The sequence below is a fragment of the Dechloromonas sp. ZS-1 genome (assembly GCF_039649255.1).
Taxonomy (GTDB): Bacteria; Pseudomonadota; Gammaproteobacteria; order Burkholderiales; family Rhodocyclaceae; genus Azonexus.
The window spans coordinates 298,429-311,357 of sequence record NZ_JBDIYD010000001.1; the positions used below are offsets into that span (position 1 = coordinate 298,429).

Here is a 12,929-nt window from a genome sequence, read left to right on the forward strand (position 1 = left end):
GTGGCGAAATTCAGCCGCATTACTCGCCCTCCCACATGCGCCCGGTCAGCACATAGCAGCGTGTCGGGCCGATACCGGGAATGCGTGGTTTCTGCGTCGCCCGGCTTCCTTCTCCCGGTGCCAGCCATCCGGCCTTGAGCAGCGCCGCCGTTACCGTCTTAACGTCGAATCCTTGGCATACGTCCCGCTTGAAGGCTTCCGGCAGCACCATGAATTCCCGCGCCCCGTTGGCATCGGTGCGATAGAAGCCCGCCCGGTTTGGGATGCGTTGATCCGTGGTTGCCGTCACATCCTCGAAGCGGCTTGCCCCGTGCGCCTCGAAGAAAGCCCGCACCTGTGCCAGCATGGCGCGTTCTTCCCGGTTGCCAGTGCCGCCGAAGGATTCCAGCCACACGGCAAAGCATTTTCGGGCCGCGTTGATTGCCTCGCCTTTCGGCCAGCCGGTCAGGCCGTAGTGGGTTGCAAGTTCTCCCGCCACCGCCACCAAGGCAAAGCGCCGCGCTACCCGTAGCACCTGCCCGGCAGCATCGCTGGGGGCGCATTCATCGACGAATTGCCGGATGCCATCCGCGATGAAGTCCGCCAGCTTGGAACGATCTGCCACGATGCAGCGCAGCCAGGTCAAACCCGCCGCCCCGTGATAACGGATCGCCGCATCCTTCACGGCCAAGGCCAGCGCCGCCGGGCTGGGTTGATCGTGCAGCACCTCGAATGCGCCCATGCCCGCCCCCGCATCGGCTTCAATGTCGGCAAGGCGGATTTCCTGCCCGGCGTTCGCCTTCCGGCCAGCCCGTGCCATCAGGGCAGTAAGCGATTCCTCCCCGGCGGACAGAACCAGCAGCCGCCAGCGTGCCGATTGTCGGGCCGCGCCGGTACGGGATGCCCGCGCCTTGCCTTGCCCGTTCGCCAGCAAGTAAGCCGCTTCCCCGGCTTCCTTGGGGTCTATCTGGCTCAGTTCGTCCAGAATCAGCAGGCCATCGTTATGCAGCGCCGCCAGCCCTTCCAAGCCGTTTGCCGTCGCTCGCCACAGCCGGGGATAAGTGGAAGGATCACCCCACACTGAAGCCGCCGCCTTCAAGGCCGTGCTTTTGCCGGAAGATGATCCGCCCCGCAGATGGAAGCCGCCGGAATCCTCTCCCACCACATCAGCCAGTGCCCCGGCGAAGGCCACGGACAGGGCGAACACCAGCCGGGAATTACCCGATGCCAGCGCCGCCACCGAATCGCGCCATTCCTCCGCCGTGCCTGATACGGCAAAGGCGGGTTCAAGCGCGTGGGCATTCTGGAACACCACGATTTCATCCTCCTGCCCGATGGATTCCGCCGGGGTCACATACACCGCCCCGTGCCAGCCCAGCCGCTCCACGCATCGCGCCCGCGCCTGTACCGGCCAGACTTGCAGGAAGGAAGCCAGCAGATCACGCGCCGCCTTGCTTGGAGCAATCGACAAGCCCAGCCGGGCTAGTTCGCGCCGAACGTCGGAGCCATCGCCTTGCAGCAGTTCCAAGGGCATTGCCCATTGGTGCCGCACTTGGTCATCATCGCGCCATTCCAGCAGCCGCCCCCATTCGCCGCTCTTAGCGTCCCGCGTCATAGCCACCACGGACAAGGGCGAACAAATCCAGCGTGGGGATAGTTCGTTGCCGTCCTTGTCTGTGCCGATGAAGAACACGCCATGCGGGGAAATCTCGAAGCGCCCGCCGCCGTAGTCATGGGCCACGGAATCCCCGCTCATGGGGTTGTTTCCTTTTTCCGCAGGGGACGGCACGGCGGGGGTGGTTTCGTCGCCCTGTGTCGCTTCCTGTGCAGCCGTTACCCCATTCAGCGCAGCATCAATGCAGCGGGCCACCGCTTCCAGCCCTTGCGCTTGGTGCAGGTCGTTGAAGTCAGTTGCACCTTCGGGACGATCCGGGCCGAAGTCGGGAACGGCCAACAGCCCGCCCACGGCTTGCGCCGTTTCCTTGGCCTTGCTCTGGCCGGGATTGCCTTCGGTGCGGTAATCGTCATCCGCGCACAGGATCAGCCGCAGGTCGGGGAACTTCTCCCGCAGCGCCTTTGCCGCCGGTTGCAGATTGCCCGCATCGAAGGCCACCGCCACCGCGTAGCCCGTCGCCTCATGGATGCTTGCGCCGGTAGCGAAGCCCTCGGCAATGCACAGCACCCCATCCGGCTTGCCGATGCCGAAGTAGCAGCCGCGAATGCGCCCGCCGGTCAGGTAGCGTTTTGCACCATCCGCGCCGATGAATTGCAGCGAGTGCAGCGCTCCCGCCGCGTCCCGGATCGGCAGCACAAGGCTTTCCCGGTGCATCCGTGCGCCATTGGCGGCAATGCCCTTGCGGCTCAGGTAGGCATGGCCGGTGCTGGGATAGGCTTCCGCCCACAGCAGGCAGGCACGCTCCCGTGCTTCTGTCTTGCGCTTGGCTTCTTCGGCTTCACGTTCCCGCCGTGCCGCCTCGATCTTCGCCCGGTGCGCCGCTTCCTCGGCTGGGGTCAGGGTGCGCCCCATGTCCGCCCGCCAGTTCTCCCAGCCCAGCCCATCGCGCCAATTCTCGAAGCCTCCGGCGGGGATGCCGTCCAAGTGCAGCAGATAGGCCGCATCGCCCTTGCCGCCCCGGCCTTCGGCATCGCAGCGGTGAATGATGCCATCGGCCAGCAGGTCAGCCGGGGGAATGATGCCGCGCCCGGCCAGCGCATCCCGGAATTGTTGGAAGGCGTCAGACATGACGCAGCCCTCCACGTTGGATCAGCCATTGCGCCAGCTTGACCGGCAGCACACCCCACAGGTCCAGCCGCACGATTGCCGCTTTGAGGCGGGGGCGGATGCTATGATTTCGGCCAGATTGATTCTTTGAAGCCGCACGGGTGCCGAAGCCCGCAGCGGCTTTTTTCTTGTTGGGGGTCATGGTCGCCCCCTTACGCTGCCTTACGGCTTTTCTCGATTTGGGCAGTTAGCCAGGCGTCGATTTCGGCTTCAATCCACCCCACAGCCTTTGCGCCGACAGATACCGGCTTCGGGAAGGTCGGATCGTAATCGCTGGGGCGCTTCGGATTGCACCGCAGCTTGGCGTAAATGGTGGAACGGGAAAGGCCGGTGCGGGCCTCTACTTGCTTGCGCCGAAGAATCGTCAGCGCGGAATTGAATTGTGCGGCCATGCTCGTAACTCCGTAGCACTTACCGGAACATACCGGCATGGACACGAACAATATGCACATCCTTCCCCGTCATCTTGGGGTGGAATTTTGCGGATTATTCCGCCCCTTGATGCGTGTGAATTTTTTGTAGGCCGTGATTACCACGTCAACACTGCAACCTGCCGCCCGGCAGACAATTTCCGCCGCCGTGATTTGCGCGGATAGCTCGTTGTTTGTGTAGTGCTGTAAGTTAAAGGCTTTTGATACCTCTTGTGTCGCCTGCCAGAGTTTGTAATCCCGCACCCAGTTGCCGTATTCATCCTGCCCCCGCTTGGTGGGGCGCTTTCGTTTACCCAAAAGGACATCAGCGGCAAAGACCGCAAGCCAATCTGGCAATCTTTCGTTTCGTGACAGGCCGTCAGCGGCAAGCATTACCAATGTGTCGAAGTCATTGGTGTCCGGGTTGATAGCGGCAAGCTGCAATGCCTTGACTACGTTCTCATGCTCTTGGGCAGTGGAAGCCTTTATGTCCTCTGAAAGAACCGGGCCGCTCAAAAATCGTTTGGCAAACGCCACCGCATCATCAATAGGAATGGACCGCGTAATCATTGTCAGTTTAGCTCTAAGCTTTGAATAACCGCGGCTCGCTCCTGCTCTGGAGTACGTCCCTTTTCCTTCATGTATTCCGTGATCCACCAATAAAGCGCTTCGCCGTCCTCTTGCTCCGGGTCATCGTATCGGTCAATACGTCCAGTCCACTGTCGGCCTACAAAGGTGAATCCTTCACCCTCTGCTTTTAGCTCAGCTTCGATCTCGTGCCATGCTGGCGAAGACGGTGGGTATTCGTCAGCATAGGAAGGCTCGAGCCAAGCAAAGCCCCCCGGCTTGTCGAATAGGAAAGCGGCGGGCCTTTTCATCATCCACTCCGGGTCACTTACGTTTTGCATCGTAATAACTGCACCCCACCACTTCGCCGTCTTCTCGTTCATCATTTTTCCGTTATCTCTGTCTTGATTACGTTTCCCAGCATTCTTTCGTCAGGCCCTTTTGTCTCGGGCAACTAACCAGTCTGTCCAAATTTCAAACCCAACCATTACGCGGCAGATTCCTCTACTCAAATTGCCTGAAACGCCTTTCCGAAATTGCCGATAACTACCTTTCGGCCTTCCTCGATTTGGCTATCCACGAAGTCCGCCCACCATTGCAACATTTCCCGCCTTTGGTCGGCATACTGCGCCCGGTTATAGACGCCCCGGATACCCTTGGTTTCATGGGCTAGGCATTTCTCGATCCAGTCAGAGTTAAAGCCAGCTTCATGCAGATGCGTGGAAGCCGTGCGCCGGAAGTCATGAATAACGAAATCCCGCACGTCGATTTCCAGCGAGCGTACCGCTTGATTCAAAGTGCTATGGGCAATCGGTTGATGCAGATCGCCACGGCTGGGGAATACCCACTCTGAACCGCTCGCCAGCCCCTTCAATTCCTCGAACATCGCCACGGCCTGCCGGGACAAATGGACAAGGTGCGGCTTGTCCTTCTTCATGCGTTCGCCGGGGATCGCCCATTCGCCTTTCTCAAGGTCTAGTTCGTCCCATTTCGCGCCGATAAGCTCGCCCTTCCGCACCATGCACAGAATCAGCAGATGCAGCGCCAGCTTGTGCGCCCGCTTGATGCTGGATTGATAGATCGCCCGTAGCAGCTTTCCCACTTCCTCCGGCGATAGGGCCACATCCCGGCTTCTGGCACTGGCAATGAATTTGGCCTCGATTGCCGCCGCCGGGTTGAAGGTGGTTTTCTCCCGTGCAATGGCATAGGCAAACAGCCGTTTCAGCACGTTGCGGGTTTGCAGCGCCATCTGGTCAGCGCCGCGATTCTTGATCTTGTCGGTAATCGCCAGAATGTCGGTTACGGTCACGTCGGCAATCTGCTTGCTGCCAATGGCCGGAATCACGTCCTTATCCAGTACCCGTTTGATGTTGCGGGGGCTACTGTTGGCAGGCTCCACAATCTCGGCATACCAGCGCCGTGCAAAGGCTTCCACGGTTTCAGATGCTTTCGTTTCGGCTTCCTTGGTCTTTGCCTTCTCAACGGTTTTCAAGCACCAATTGCGGATGAAGAATTGGGCAAGTTCCTTGGTAGCGGGGGCGGCATCGTCGGGAATTGGGTCGCCACGCTTCAAGGCCATTGGCGACAGGCCACGCCCAGCCAGTGCCTTGCAGTCGTCCCGCCAGGTGCGGGCATCGGCAAGGGAATAAGCTGGGTAGTCACCAAGGCGGATTGTTTCCTGCTTGCCGGTCAGGGTTCGATACTTCAAGCCCCACCGCTTTTTCCCGGTGGGCATGACTTCGATATACAGCCCGCCCCCATCCGATTCGCTGAAAACCTTCTCAGCAGATTTCAGTGTCCGCAGTTTGGTATCCGACAGTGCCATGACTCGCCATCCTTTCGCCTCTGTGTTCCCACGATCTAGCCTCTACTGTGGGAACACCATTGAATCGTGGGAACACAGGCTAAAAGCCATATACAGCAAGGCTTTCCAGCTTATTAAGTCCATATCTGTTCCCATGATTTCCTGAATTCACTGCCTCCGAAAATGGGGTAGTGGTAACAAATTTGTTCCCACGATGGGGTTTTACTAGCTACTGTGGGAACAAATGTGGGAACAATTTTATGCGGATTGCTGCGGAACATACAAGCCTTCTGCATAACGAAAAACCCGCATTTAAGCGGGTTTCAAGGGTATTTTCGGAACAAATCGGACTATGCCGGAATGCTTGCTATTTTCCGATACAAAAACGGCTGAAGATCACCCCAAGCAGGTCATCCGCCGTGAATTCCCCGGTAATCTCGCCGAGGGCCTGCTGCGTCAGGCGCAGCTCTTCGGCAAAGAGTTCGAGGGCAGGGAAGGGGCTTTCAACCACCGCACGCGCCGTTCCCAAATGTTCACGCGCCAGGGCCAGGGCGCGCAGATGGCGCTCGCGGGCGATGAAGACATCCTCGGTCTGGTGCCAGCCGGCAATACGCAGCAGTTCGGCACGCAGCAGATCGATCCCGGCGCCCTCGCGCGCAGACAGCGAAATGGCCACGGCATCGCCATGGGCATCGTGTTCGTCGTGACGTTCCGGACTGCGGTCGGCCAGGTCGATCTTGTTATAGACGGTGATGCGCTGCAGGCGGCCGGGCAGTTTGGCGAGAATCTCGCGATCCGCTTCGGTGATGCCGGTCCGCGCATCGACCAGCAGCAACACGACATCCGAGCGCTCGATTTCCTGCCAGCTGCGCTCGATGCCGATCTGTTCGACAACATCGTCCGTCTCGCGCAGGCCGGCCGTGTCGATGATGTGCAGCGGAATGCCCTCGATCTGGATGGTCGACCGCAGGGCATCGCGCGTGGTGCCGGCAATCGGCGTCACGATGGCCAGATCGTCGCCGGCCAGACGGTTAAGCAGGGAAGACTTGCCGACATTGGGCTGCCCGGCGAGCACGACGTGCAGACCGGATTGCAACAGCTTGCCCTGACCGGCCCGGTCGAAAGTGCGGGCCAGTTGTTCGTCGAGACGGCGCAGACGGCCAAAGGCATCGGCGGCCTTGAGGAAGTCGATGTCTTCCTCGGGAAAATCGAGGGTGGCTTCAACCAGCATGCGCAGGTTGATCAGTTCTTCATTGAGCGCGCCAATGGCGCGCGAGAATTCACCCTGCAGCGAGCGCACGGCGGAACGGGCGGCACTGGCGGTCGCCGCATCGATCAGATCGGCCACGGCTTCGGCCTGGGCCAGATCCATCTTGCCATTCAGGAAGGCGCGGCGCGAAAACTCGCCGGGTTCGGCCAGGCGGGCACCCAGATCAAGACAGCGGGCCAGCAGAAGCTGCATGACGACCGGGCCGCCATGGCCTTGCAGTTCCAGGACATCTTCGCCGGTAAAGGAATTCGGTCCCGGGAAATAGAGCAGCAAACCGGTGTCGACCGTCGAGCCATCCGCCGCCTTGAAGTCGGCCAGCGTCGCGTAGCGCGGTTTGGGCGTCTTGCCGGTCAGCGCAAAAGCAAAGGGCAGCAAATTGCTGCCCGAGACGCGAATCACGCCGACACCGCCCCGCCCGGGGGCGGTGGCGATGGCGGCGATGCAGTCGTTCTTCATGCCTTGGCGTCGTTGGCTGCCTTGCCGCCGGCTTCGATCATTTTGGTGATCTGCCACTGCTGGGCGATGGACAGCACGTTGTTCACGACCCAGTAGAGCACCAGACCGGACGGGAACCAGAGGAACATGATGCCGAAGATGAAGGGCATGGCCATCATGACCTTGGCCTGGATCGGGTCCGGCGGCGTCGGGTTCAGCTTGGTCTGGATGATCATGGAAGCAATCATGATCACCGGCAGGATGTAGTACGGGTCGGCGGCAGCCAGATCGGTAATCCAGCCGATCCACGGCGCATCGCGCATTTCGACTGCACCCAGCAGCACCCAGTAGAGGGCAATGAAGACCGGAATCTGGACCAGAATCGGCAGGCAGCCGCCGAGCGGGTTGATCTTCTCGGTCTGGTACAGCTTCATCATTTCCTGGTTCAGGCGCTGCTTGTCGTCACCGAAGCGCTCCTTCAGGTGCATCAGACGCGGGCTCAGCGTACGCATCTTGGCCATCGACTTGTAGGACGCGGCAGACAGCGGGTAGAACACGGCCTTGATGCCGATGGTCAGGATGACGATGGCCCAGCCCCAGTTACCGACCAGCTTGTGGATGGCTTCGAGCAACCAGAAGATCGGTGCAGCGACCACGGTCAGCCAGCCGTAATCGACCACCAGATCGAGTCCCGGAGCAATGTTCTTCAGGGAAGCCTGTTCCTGCGGACCGGCGAACAGGGTCACGCTGGTATCGGCCTTGCCACCCGCAGCCACGTCGCCCACCGGCACGATCACGCCGGCCTGGAAGACATTGCTGCCATCCAGCTTGCGCATGTAGAACTCGCGCTGGGTCTTCTCCTTCGGCACCCAGGCCGACACGAAGTAGTGCTGAACCATCGCCAGCCAGCCGTTGTCCGCCGTCTTGGTGAACTTGGCCTTGTTTTCGGCCACAGCACTGAATTCAACCTTCTGATACTTGTCGCCCTCGGTGTATACCGCCGGGCCGGTAAAGGTCGACACCATCTTGGTTTCGCCAGCCGGTGCCTTGTCGTCGCGCTGCAACTGGAAATAGGCATGCGGTGCAATGGCCTTGTCGCTGCCGTTAGTCACTTCCCAAGCCACATCGACGGCGTAGGAACCGCGCTTGAAGGTCAGCACCTTGGTGGCCTTGATGCCGTTGCCGGCATCCGCTTCCAGGCGAATCTTCAGCTCGTTGGCGCCATCGGCCAGCTCAGTCGGACCGGCCAGACGCTTGAACAGCGTGCGATGGGTCGGCAGACCTTCACCAATCAGGCCGCTCTGGGCGACATATTGATGCTTGGCATCGAACAGATCGAAGGTCTTGGCCTTGTCGTCATGTTCCTTGTATTTCAGGAGTTCCAGCTTGACCAGATCGCCGCCGACGGTCGACAGCGTGGCCTTGACCAGATCGGTCGTCACCGTGAAGGTTTCGCCAGCCGGTGCGACAGCCGCCGGTGTCGGGGCAGCCGTGGTGGCGCCAGCCTGCAGGCTCGCAGAAGGCTTGGGTGCTGCACCAGCAGCGGCAGCCGTGGCCGGATTGGCATTTGCAACCGGGGTGGGCTGGTTATGCTTCTGCCAGTTTTCCCACAGCATGAAGCTGGAGAAGGTGAAGATCAGAACCAGAATCAGGCGTCGAGTGTCCATGAACTGCCTACAAAAAATGTTCGTCAGGGTACGGGATCATACCCGCCGGGATGCCACGGGTGACAGCGGCAGATGCGCTTTGCACCCAGCCAGCCACCGCGCATGGCGCCGTACTTCTGTACTGCTTCCACCGTATAGTCCGAACAGGTCGGAAAATAGCGGCAATTGCGCCCAAGTAACGGGCTGATCGCATATTGATAGACTCGGACGAGCCCGATCAAGATGCGCTTCATGCTGCCACAGGTCGGGGTTTTGCCGGCCGCTTCAATTTATCGAAGAGCACGAGCAAGTCACCCGCCAAGGCTTTGCCATCGAGCGGCCGAACCGGCTTTGCCGCCAGTCGGACAACGATGTCGACCATCGGCAAGTCCGCGCGCCGAGACCGGAATTGCTCGCGCACGATGCGCTTGACCCGGTTACGGTCGACGGCCCGTTTCAACAACTTCTTGCCGACGACGAGGCCCAAACGGGCGCTTCCTTCTGAACGCGGCTGATAGTGCAACATCAGCCACTGGCCACGAATGGCCCTCCTGAAACCAAAAACGGATGAAAACTCATCCGTTTTGGTCAGGCGATATCGTCTGGCGAAGGTTTGATCCACCTCGCCCGAAGCCGATTTAGACGGCCAGACGCTTGCGGCCCTTGGCGCGACGCGCAGCCAGAACAGCACGGCCGCCCTTGGTACGCGAACGAACCAGGAAGCCATGGGTGCGCTTGCGGCGCACGACGGACGGTTGATACGTGCGTTTCATGTCGTAATCCCTTGAGTAAGCTAAGAAAAACGCGTGATTACACCCTGTTTCACCGCAGTTTGTCAAGACCAATAATTTTATCAAGCTGTGGATAACTTTGTGGATGGCGGGTAGAATAAGCCCCCATCAAGGCGGCCGAACGGCCGCCTAATTTCTTGGTATTTCTATAATTAAAACATGGTTTTAAGCCCATTTGCCCTGACGACGCACGGGGCTGTGGGTATGGGGTGTAACAATGGCTGGCTTTTGGGAATCTTGTCTGCAACGTTTTGAAGAAGAACTGCCCACGCAGCAGTTCAATACCTGGATCAAGCCGCTCCGGCTTGAAGGGGAGCAGACACCGCAGGACGGCTTGCGCCTGATCGCGCCGAACACCTTCATCCTGAAGTGGGTCCGTGACCGCTATCTGGGTCGGATCGAAGACTACAGCCGCAATTTCTTCAACGAGCCGGTCAGCATTGCCCTGATCATCGGCAGCGGCAAGCCCGCGACCGTCAGTGCCAGCACAGTCAGCAGCCCCGCCACCAAAACCGAAGCCGCCCCGACGGGCGCTGCCGCCAGCCGGACCGGCGCACTCGCGGCCAGTTCGGTCTCCCCCGAAAAACCGCGCGGTCGTCAGAACAATTACGAAAAATCCCGCCTGTTCCCGTCCTTCACCTTCGACAACCTGGTGGTCGGCAAGGCAAACGACCTCGCCCGGGCTGCCGCTGTGCAGGTCGCCAATAATCCGGGCGGCGCCTACAACCCCTTGTTCATCTATGGCGGCGCCGGTCTGGGCAAGACTCACCTGATTCACGCCATCGGCAACGCCATCCTCAAGGAAAATCCGGACAAGGTTGTGCGTTACGTGCACGCCGAGGACTACTACTCGGACGTGGTACGGGCCTATCAGCAAAAATCTTTCGATGCTTTCAAGCGCACCTATCGTTCCCTGGATGTGCTGCTGCTCGACGACGTGCAGTTCTTCAACGGCAAGAACCGTTCACAGGAGGAATTCTTCTTCCTGTTCAACGCCCTGATTGAAGCCCGCAAGCAGATCATCCTGACCTGCGATACCTATCCGAAGGATATCAATGGTCTCGACGACCGTCTGGTGACGCGTTTTGACTGGGGCCTGACCGTTCAGATCGAACCGCCCGAACTCGAGATGCGCGTGGCGATCCTGAAGAAGAAAGCCGAAGCCGAAGGACTGCAGCTCAACGATGAAGTGGCTTTCTTCATTGCCAAGCATCTGCGTTCCAACGTGCGCGAACTGGAAGGCGCCCTGAAGAAGGTATTGGCCTATTCCTCCTTCCATGGTCGTCCGATTGCACTCGATCTGGCCAAGGAAGCGCTGAAGGACGTGATTGGCTCCGTCCGCAATGTCGGTATCGACTACATCCAGAAAACGGTTTCCGACTACTACAAGATCAAAGTGGCCGATCTGTTCTCGAAAAAGCGCACCCGCGCCATTGCCCGCCCGCGCCAGGTTGCCATGTGGTTGTGCCGCGAAGTGACCTCCCACAGCTTTCCGGAGATCGGCGATGCCTTTGGCGGACGCGATCACACGACCGTGATTCATGCCGTCAAGACAATCGATTCGCTGAAGGCCAAGGAAAACGAACTGAATCACGATCTGCACGTCCTGCTGCAGGTCCTGAAGGGCTAAAAAAGCCTGTTGACGGGATAAGTCTGTGGAAAAGCTGTCCAGTTGATGGGGAGCATCGGCATCAGGCAGGGGATTGGCAAAATGCTCCCCAATCCATCCACAGGCAATTCAGAGGGTTAACATGGCCAGTTTTTCAACGCTAAACAACTGAAAAATAAGCATTAATCCAAGTTATCAACAGACTTGTTGTTCAGTTAACAGTAGTTATCTCTTTATAGAGAAAAGAATTAGATAGAAACACATCGCACTGAAAACAGCATGCAGGTCTTCAAGGTGAACCGGTTGGACTGTCGTCAGGATGTCGACAAGTCTGTGAACAAGCTGTCATTGATATGGGGATGATCTTGTTTAGTCCGGTTTATGCGAAAATTGTCCAGTTTTCATCCACAGCCAATTCAGAGACTTTCCAAGATCCAAAATTGACGTTCAACTGATTGAAAAATAAATAAAAATTTAAGTTGTCCACAGGATTGTTCCCGATATAGTCTTTAAAGGAATTTCATATATGGTTCTTATAAAAACCCAAAGAGACACGCTTCTTGCCCCGCTGCAGTCTGTGTCGGGAATCGTCGAGCGTCGTCATACGCTGCCCATCTTGTCCAACGTGCTGCTGGAAAAGAAAGGCGATCGTCTGACCTTGCTGGCCACCGATATTGAAATTCAGATCACGACGTCGACTGAAGTAGCAGCCGGTGAGGGCGACGGTGCAGTGACCGTCGGTGCCCGCAAACTGCAGGACATCCTGCGTTCCTTGCCGGACAGCACCGAGATCTCGCTGAGCCTGGAAGACAAGCGTCTTCAGGTAAAGGGGGGAAAGAGCCGTTTCAATCTGCAGACCCTGCCGGCCGATGATTTCCCGCGCATGACGCTGGCCGAGGGCGATACCAAGCAATTCCGCATTACCCAGAAAGCTTTCCGCCAGTTGCTGGGCAAGACCCAGTACGCAATGGCAGCGCAGGATGTGCGCTACTACCTGAATGGTCTCCTGTTGCTGGTGGATGGCAAGGAACTGCGTGCAGTGGCCACGGATGGCCATCGTCTGGCTTACGCGAGTGTCGAGATTGAAGCCGAACTGCCGCGTCAGGAAATGATCCTGCCGCGCAAGACGGTGCTTGAATTGAACCGTTTGCTGGTCGACAACGAGGACATCCTCGAAATCACCCTGGCGTCCAATCAGGTCCGTTTTGCTTTCGGGTCCATCGTGCTGGTTTCCAAGCTGATCGACGGCAAGTTCCCGGATTACGAGCGCGTGATCCCGCAGAGCCTGCGCAATCACATGACGGTGGGCCGTCAGACGCTGATGCAGGCGATGCAGCGTGCCGCCATTCTGACCAACGAGAAATTCCGTGGCGTGCGTGTCGTGCTGGGTGAGAACAGCCTGAAGCTGATTGCAGCCAACGCCGAGCAGGAAGAAGCCCAGGAAGAAATCGAAGTGAATTATCCGGGTGAGGCCATCGATGTCGGCTTCAACGTCAGTTACCTGCTGGATGTGCTGAACAATGTTCAGTCCGATGAAATCCAGTGGAGTTTCAATGATGCGAATTCCAGCGCACTGGTGACGGTGCCGGGCAACGACCGCTTCAAGTACGTTGTCATGCCGATGCGCATCTGATCC

The 12,929-nt window shown here is 58.8% G+C and carries 13 protein-coding genes; 2 read left to right on the top strand and 11 right to left on the bottom strand.

Features of this window, described 5'->3' with window-relative positions:
* Nucleotides 1-19: 19 nt before the first annotated feature.
* From AACO21_RS01475 to rpmH, 11 genes are all read right to left on the bottom strand, one after another.
* Nucleotides 20-2,722, bottom strand: coding sequence for a DUF927 domain-containing protein (locus AACO21_RS01475; RefSeq protein WP_346190700.1), 2,703 nt, complete (start codon nucleotides 2,720-2,722; stop codon nucleotides 20-22).
* Nucleotides 2,715-2,903, bottom strand: a complete 189-nt coding sequence (locus AACO21_RS01480) for a hypothetical protein (protein ID WP_346190701.1) — start codon at nucleotides 2,901-2,903, stop codon at nucleotides 2,715-2,717. The genes AACO21_RS01475 and AACO21_RS01480 overlap by 8 nt, the downstream gene beginning before the upstream one ends.
* Before the next feature lie 10 nt (nucleotides 2,904-2,913).
* On the bottom strand, nucleotides 2,914-3,153 hold the full coding sequence (locus AACO21_RS01485) for an AlpA family transcriptional regulator (RefSeq protein ID WP_346190702.1): 240 nt from the start codon (nucleotides 3,151-3,153) through the stop codon (nucleotides 2,914-2,916).
* A gap of 69 nt (nucleotides 3,154-3,222) precedes the next feature.
* A complete protein-coding gene (locus AACO21_RS01490; RefSeq protein WP_346190703.1) occupies nucleotides 3,223-3,741 on the bottom strand; it encodes a hypothetical protein in 519 nt (172 codons plus the stop codon).
* Between the two features lie 2 nt (nucleotides 3,742-3,743).
* Complete coding sequence (locus AACO21_RS01495) at nucleotides 3,744-4,124, bottom strand: hypothetical protein (protein WP_346190704.1); 381 nt, start codon at nucleotides 4,122-4,124, stop codon at nucleotides 3,744-3,746.
* Nucleotides 4,125-4,246: 122 nt separating this feature from the next.
* Entirely contained in the window at nucleotides 4,247-5,563 is a 1,317-nt protein-coding gene (locus AACO21_RS01500; RefSeq protein WP_346190705.1) for a tyrosine-type recombinase/integrase, read from the bottom strand.
* A gap of 346 nt (nucleotides 5,564-5,909) precedes the next feature.
* A complete protein-coding gene (mnmE, locus tag AACO21_RS01505; protein WP_346190706.1) occupies nucleotides 5,910-7,268 on the bottom strand; it encodes a tRNA uridine-5-carboxymethylaminomethyl(34) synthesis GTPase MnmE in 1,359 nt (452 codons plus the stop codon).
* Nucleotides 7,265-8,914 carry a membrane protein insertase YidC gene (gene yidC / locus AACO21_RS01510; RefSeq protein ID WP_346190707.1) on the bottom strand — a complete coding sequence of 550 codons (1,650 nt, stop codon included), beginning with the start codon at nucleotides 8,912-8,914 and terminating at the stop codon, nucleotides 7,265-7,267. Before yidC ends, mnmE begins: the two co-directional genes overlap by 4 nt.
* Before the next feature lie 23 nt (nucleotides 8,915-8,937).
* Nucleotides 8,938-9,147, bottom strand: a complete 210-nt coding sequence (gene yidD / locus AACO21_RS01515) for a membrane protein insertion efficiency factor YidD (RefSeq protein WP_346190708.1) — start codon at nucleotides 9,145-9,147, stop codon at nucleotides 8,938-8,940.
* A complete protein-coding gene (rnpA, locus tag AACO21_RS01520) occupies nucleotides 9,144-9,515 on the bottom strand; it encodes a ribonuclease P protein component (RefSeq protein ID WP_346190709.1) in 372 nt (123 codons plus the stop codon). The genes yidD and rnpA overlap by 4 nt, the downstream gene beginning before the upstream one ends.
* 16 nt (nucleotides 9,516-9,531) lie before the next feature.
* Nucleotides 9,532-9,666, bottom strand: coding sequence for a 50S ribosomal protein L34 (gene rpmH / locus AACO21_RS01525; protein WP_027457001.1), 135 nt, complete (start codon nucleotides 9,664-9,666; stop codon nucleotides 9,532-9,534).
* Between the two features lie 235 nt (nucleotides 9,667-9,901).
* Between rpmH and dnaA the strand changes: the two genes are divergently transcribed.
* Both dnaA and dnaN read left to right on the top strand, forming a co-directional pair.
* On the top strand, nucleotides 9,902-11,314 hold the full coding sequence (gene dnaA / locus AACO21_RS01530) for a chromosomal replication initiator protein DnaA (protein WP_346190710.1): 1,413 nt from the start codon (nucleotides 9,902-9,904) through the stop codon (nucleotides 11,312-11,314).
* A gap of 505 nt (nucleotides 11,315-11,819) precedes the next feature.
* Nucleotides 11,820-12,926: a DNA polymerase III subunit beta gene (gene dnaN, locus AACO21_RS01535; RefSeq protein WP_346190711.1), complete on the top strand. Its 1,107-nt coding sequence runs from the start codon at nucleotides 11,820-11,822 to the stop codon at nucleotides 12,924-12,926.
* Nucleotides 12,927-12,929: the final 3 nt, after the last annotated feature.

What these genes read in the sequence shown, in the direction of transcription:
- yidC (WP_346190707.1), bottom strand. Translation starts at nt 8,914, where the DNA reads ATGGACACTCGACGCCTGATTCTGGTTCTGATCTTCACCTTCTCCAGC.
- AACO21_RS01480 (WP_346190701.1), bottom strand. Translation starts at nt 2,903, where the DNA reads ATGACCCCCAACAAGAAAAAAGCCGCTGCGGGCTTCGGCACCCGTGCG.
- rpmH (WP_027457001.1), bottom strand. Translation starts at nt 9,666, where the DNA reads ATGAAACGCACGTATCAACCGTCCGTCGTGCGCCGCAAGCGCACCCAT.
- mnmE (WP_346190706.1), bottom strand. Translation starts at nt 7,268, where the DNA reads ATGAAGAACGACTGCATCGCCGCCATCGCCACCGCCCCCGGGCGGGGC.
- AACO21_RS01485 (WP_346190702.1), bottom strand. Translation starts at nt 3,153, where the DNA reads ATGGCCGCACAATTCAATTCCGCGCTGACGATTCTTCGGCGCAAGCAA.
- dnaA (WP_346190710.1), top strand. Translation starts at nt 9,902, where the DNA reads ATGGCTGGCTTTTGGGAATCTTGTCTGCAACGTTTTGAAGAAGAACTG.
- dnaN (WP_346190711.1), top strand. Translation starts at nt 11,820, where the DNA reads ATGGTTCTTATAAAAACCCAAAGAGACACGCTTCTTGCCCCGCTGCAG.
- AACO21_RS01500 (WP_346190705.1), bottom strand. Translation starts at nt 5,563, where the DNA reads ATGGCACTGTCGGATACCAAACTGCGGACACTGAAATCTGCTGAGAAG.
- AACO21_RS01490 (WP_346190703.1), bottom strand. Translation starts at nt 3,741, where the DNA reads ATGATTACGCGGTCCATTCCTATTGATGATGCGGTGGCGTTTGCCAAA.
- yidD (WP_346190708.1), bottom strand. Translation starts at nt 9,147, where the DNA reads ATGAAGCGCATCTTGATCGGGCTCGTCCGAGTCTATCAATATGCGATC.
- AACO21_RS01475 (WP_346190700.1), bottom strand. Translation starts at nt 2,722, where the DNA reads ATGTCTGACGCCTTCCAACAATTCCGGGATGCGCTGGCCGGGCGCGGC.
- AACO21_RS01495 (WP_346190704.1), bottom strand. Translation starts at nt 4,124, where the DNA reads ATGATGAACGAGAAGACGGCGAAGTGGTGGGGTGCAGTTATTACGATG.